Below are 4,782 nucleotides of genomic sequence, written 5' to 3'. Positions count from 1 at the left end.
ACTTACACGCAATAACCGATACAATCAACAACAGACCAAGAAAAATAATGGGCTACGCAACACCTGCAGAACGACTTCAGGAAGAACTGACAAAATTAAAAACCTCTTAAGGTGGTTCGTTGGTTCCGTAGGATAAAAGAATAGATTGACTGAGTCAAGAGCCGCTTCGCTTCTTCTCTTGACCCAACCAACCTATTCTTTTGAATCAGAACCACCAACAATCCACCAAAAAAATGGTAAGAGGCATCTTACTGCCAGACAAGGGTTAAACCGTTGGTAACACTGGATTATTGAGTAATTCGCTGTCTATAAAGGTTTTTTGATTTTTTTATGCATTTGATATTGCAATTAAGCTTTTTTTTCTTCTTGCTCTATTTCTTTCAGTAGCTTTTCCATTTTAGGGGTTCTTACTAGTTTTGCAAGCATATCTGGTCTTCTTAGGTACGTTCGACGCAACGACTCCTTGAGCTGCCATTCTGCAATTAGTTTATGATTTCCATTGGTTAATACCTCTGGAACCTGCATACCCGCAAATTCTGCTGGTCGTGTATATTGAGGATGTTCTAATAAACCGGTTGAATGCGAGTCAGTTTGAGCAGAGGTATTGTTTCCCAACACATCCGGTAATAAGCGAACCGTCGCATCAATCATCACCATTGCACCTAACTCTCCCCCCGTTAAGACATAATCCCCAAGTGAGACTTCATCAGTGACAAGAGAACGGATGCGTTCATCATATCCTTCGTAATGACCACAAATAAAAATCAAATGGTCTTCTTTCGAAAAGTCATCTGCCATTTTTTGATTAAACGGTTTTCCGGCTGGATCGAGCAAAACAATGCGTTTCTTTTCGATTGGTTGTTCTGCTTCAATCGCTGCCAGGTTATCGTAAATTGGTTGAACTTTTAACAACATTCCCGCTCCACCCCCATAAGGATAGTCATCCACGGTTTGATGTTTATTATCCGAAAAATCACGAAAATTGGATACACGGATATCTAGCAGTCCTCTTTCACGCGCTTTACCAATAATTGATTCACCCAACGGCCCATCAAACATCCTTGGAAAAAGTGTTAATACATCAATTCTCATCGTCTAGCAATCCTTCCGGTAAATCAACAATAATTTCTTGCTTGGAAACATCGACCTGCTTAACAACAGCGTCGATATACGGAATTAATGCATCTTTTTTGCCTTGTCTTTGCACAACCCACACATCATTGGCTCCTGGCGATAGAATTTCTTTGACTTTCCCAATGATTTCACCTTCGATTGTTTTGACCGTTGCACCAATAATTTCATAGTAATAGAATTCATTTTCTTCAAGCGGGATGCTGTCTTCCTTTGAGACCTTTAACAGGCCATCTCGGAAAGTTTCTACTTGATTGATTGAAGGATACCCTTCAAAGCTTACTAAATCAAAATTTTTGTGACGGCGATAGGTCGCAATCGTCAATGTTAATGGTTCTTTGTTTTCTCTAAACAATACCAATGTCTTTCCTGGTTGATAACGCTCATTGGCAAAATCAGTCTGAGAAATCACACGTACTTCTCCTCGAATACCATGTGTATTCACAATTTTTCCTACATTTAAATATTCTGTCACTTGTGTTCCTCATTTCTACAAAAATTCTCATTTATTGTATCATGTGAAGCGGAAATTTGCTACGTCCTCTCTTGTTATTGCCCCATAGAAACAGCCATTTTTAAGGCTGCAATCGTGTCACTGTGAGAAATCGTATAAACCAACTTATGGTCCTGCCAAATAATCTGATTGGCTTGGTAATCATTCATGTTCAAGTGGATGGCAATTTGCCCAACAGTTTTGGGAGCGGGTAGGTAATTTTTTTCTAAAAAGGCCACAACTTTCTTGGCAGTTGGTATTGGATCTTGTCCCTCAATATCGCTTGCTTGAACATAGAGGCTCCAATTGCCCTCGTTCCAAGATAAATACGTTGAGCCGGCTGCTCCTTGCTGGTACCCTGTAATCCCATAGCCAAGATCTACCGTTGCAACACCATCTGATCCGTTTAGTTGATTGACCGCTTCCTTTGCTTCTTCCTCTGATGAATAACTCTTCTTTTCAAAATGAGCGATTGGTTGTTGATTGTTTAGTGCCTGATCATTCAAAACAAGCGATTGCTTCATATCAAAATACAGAACCGAAAAACGATTCGTTTCATTGGCAACTGCAATATTCAAGTCTGTCTGCGGATGTTCAACGGATGCAGTCGGCGTTTTTTCTTTTGGAAAGGCGCTTTGAAGTTCCTTTGACGGATTGGTAGAAGCACTCTCCGTGGTTGATGCAGCCGTTGTTGTTTGTGTTGTCGTTGTTGTAGATGAATGCTTTTCAGTAACGCTGTTGGTACTCTGGCTTTGTTCAGTATTCGAAGTCTTACTTACATTGGTTGTGGCTGTTTTCGAATGAGTACAACCACCCAAAACAAACAAGGCAAGAATGACCGTTCCCAACAACAATCGTTTTCTCATAAAAATCTTCTCCCTACTTAAAGAACTGTGTGACGTTTTGTCCTAGTTGATTCAGTTTATCAGCGAAGTTTTGCAAAAAAAACTGGATGTTTTTTTGTAAAGATTCATTAGGAATTCGTTCGCTATATTGATTTAGATAAAAGAAAATTGTTTCTCTGAAGTACCAAAGAATCGCTAGTAATGCCATAAAACTTATTACCCGCCAAATCCATTTACTAACTTTAAAAATGGCCCATATAAGCCCAATTAACACAAGAAAAAATAGAAATTGATTCATCCTAAGCCTCCTTTTTTTCAGATAGTAAGAAAAAAGAGCGAACGATACCGTTAGTACGCGAACGCTGCAACACTTTTCGTTCCACTAACCTTACCAAGTTCGATCTTTTCCCCAATGTATCAATTACGCATAGTTATCAATCGTTCATAACGTCTCTATCAAAGACCTCGATTTGATCCAATCCTCCATATATTTCATACCAAGGCGTGGCATATTCTTTTAAGATATCATTTAGTTCCGTCACGTTTTCTTTTCCTTGCGTATCAAGCCATGTTAACAGTGCTTGTTCCCCTTTTTTACCATAAATTCCCACCCCATCACGCCATGTCGCACGACCGCCAAGTATACCGGAAAATCTTGCACCATGTTGTCCGGCAAAAATCAATTCTTCACGGAAGATTGGAGCAGAAACACCTGCACTTAAATAAATAAAAGGTCGCGTTGCTGCAGCACTTGCTTCTTCAAAATAGCTAGCGGCTTCCTCTTGGCTATAAACTGGAGTAACACCTTCATTTTGGAAACCTTCCACTAAATCAAACTGAACAGGTACTTCAACTTTTAGAATATCAATATGGTATTTGTCTTTGGTTAGCTCTTTAATCGTCCGAATCACCTTACTTGGTTTTAGCTTAGCAAACTCAGGTGATTTTGCATCAGTAACTTGATCATCATAAACGATTGGTTCAACAAAAATGGGGATATCTGCAGCCAGAGCTTCCGTTCCTAGACGTTCAAGGAACGCGTGTTTCACATCAAGAATATCTTGCGCTTCGTCCGGATTATAGTAAACCAAAACCTTTGCAGCATCCGCACCTTTGGCTTTCAAACGTTCCAACGATTCATTGGGCAACAATTCAGGTAAGCGCCCGGGAGTAGACACGTCATACCCTGTTTTTTCATAGGACATGATTAAACCGGCTTGAGGGTTCTTTGCCTGAATCCCTAAAAATCCATATTGTTCATCTAATAAAATACCACTGACTGATTTCGTGAGTTCTTGAGAGACAAGTTTCTTAAAATCATAAATTGCGTCCATTGTAAACCGCTCTTCGCCCATCGCTGCTACCATCATTTTCTTCATTGACCCTCTTTGGTCAATCGCCAAAGCAGCAATGACACCATCAGCATTCGATAACTTTTGCAATTTTTCAAATTTTCCTCTTGAAATTCGTTTCATTGAATTTTCCTCCCTTTCTCTTTACTTCTAGTCTACGCTATTTTTTTAGGAATACCAAATAATAAGAAAAAGCCCCGATTTTTATCGGGACTTTTCAGCTTGATTATCTAAAATATTTAGACGCACTTTTTTGGGTTGATTCAATCGCACACTATAGACGATTGTTCGAATGGCTTTCGCAACACGTCCTTGCTTACCAATAATTCGTCCAATATCCTCTGATGCTACTGAAAGATTAAACTCAAAGAAATCTGCAGATTCTTCAACATTTAATGTAACTTGATCAGGGCGACTAACCAATGGACGAACAATGGTTAACACTAGTTCTTTCAACTCATCCATAAGTGGTCACCTTATTTCTTAGAGAATTTTGCTTCATGATGTTTTTTCATAACGCCTTCTTTAGAAAGCAAGTTACGAACTGTATCAGAAGGTTGTGCACCTTTAGCTAACCAGTCAAGAACAACATCTTCTTTCAATGTTACTTCAGCTGGATCTTTTAAGGGATTATACGTTCCTACTGTTTCGATGAAGCGTCCATCACGTGGAGAACGTGAATCAGCAACTACGATACGGTAAAAAGGACTTTTCTTAGAACCCATACGTTTCAAACGAATTTTTACTGCCATGTTTATTTACACCTCCATTAAGTTTTAATCACAAATGATAGTTTAGCAGTTTTTTTGATGGCTGTAAAGAGTTTTTTCTTTACACGCTCTTTTTTTTCTTTTCAACGCTTAATTGCAATATCAAATGCATAAAAAAATCAAAAAACCTTTATAGACAGCGAATTACTCAATAATCCAGTGTTACCAACGATTTAACCCTTGTCTGGCAG

At 39.0% G+C, this 4,782-nt stretch carries 6 protein-coding genes and 1 pseudogene; 1 reads left to right on the top strand and 6 read right to left on the bottom strand.

Features of this window, described 5'->3' with window-relative positions; all coding sequences use genetic code 11:
* Positions 1-110: pseudogene (locus ACFSR0_RS11900) on the top strand (IS30 family transposase); the annotation flags it as partial.
* Between the two features lie 238 nt (positions 111-348).
* On the opposite strand, the gene trmD reads toward ACFSR0_RS11900, so the two are convergent.
* The 6 genes from trmD to rpsP all read right to left on the bottom strand — a co-directional run bounded on the left by trmD (position 349) and on the right by rpsP (position 4,573).
* Complete coding sequence (gene trmD / locus ACFSR0_RS03350) at positions 349-1,092, bottom strand: tRNA (guanosine(37)-N1)-methyltransferase TrmD (RefSeq protein ID WP_379979898.1); 744 nt, start codon at positions 1,090-1,092, stop codon at positions 349-351.
* Entirely contained in the window at positions 1,082-1,606 is a 525-nt protein-coding gene (gene rimM / locus ACFSR0_RS03345) for a ribosome maturation factor RimM (protein WP_379979896.1), read from the bottom strand. The genes trmD and rimM overlap by 11 nt, the downstream gene beginning before the upstream one ends.
* Before the next feature lie 74 nt (positions 1,607-1,680).
* Entirely contained in the window at positions 1,681-2,490 is an 810-nt protein-coding gene (locus tag ACFSR0_RS03340) for a hypothetical protein (RefSeq protein WP_379979894.1), read from the bottom strand.
* Positions 2,491-2,903: 413 nt separating this feature from the next.
* Positions 2,904-3,944, bottom strand: a complete 1,041-nt coding sequence (locus tag ACFSR0_RS03335) for a tagatose 1,6-diphosphate aldolase (RefSeq protein WP_379979892.1) — start codon at positions 3,942-3,944, stop codon at positions 2,904-2,906.
* Positions 3,945-4,025: 81 nt separating this feature from the next.
* A complete protein-coding gene (locus ACFSR0_RS03330; protein WP_379979890.1) occupies positions 4,026-4,286 on the bottom strand; it encodes a KH domain-containing protein in 261 nt (86 codons plus the stop codon).
* Between the two features lie 11 nt (positions 4,287-4,297).
* A complete protein-coding gene (gene rpsP, locus ACFSR0_RS03325) occupies positions 4,298-4,573 on the bottom strand; it encodes a 30S ribosomal protein S16 (protein WP_379979888.1) in 276 nt (91 codons plus the stop codon).
* Positions 4,574-4,782 lie beyond the last annotated feature (209 nt).

The organism is Enterococcus camelliae, from assembly GCF_042685105.1.
In the GTDB taxonomy this organism is placed as follows: Bacteria; Bacillota; Bacilli; order Lactobacillales; family Enterococcaceae; genus Enterococcus_G; species Enterococcus_G camelliae.
The sequence above is the reverse complement of the archived record's forward strand: the minus strand, read 5'-3'. Positions and strand labels throughout refer to the sequence as shown.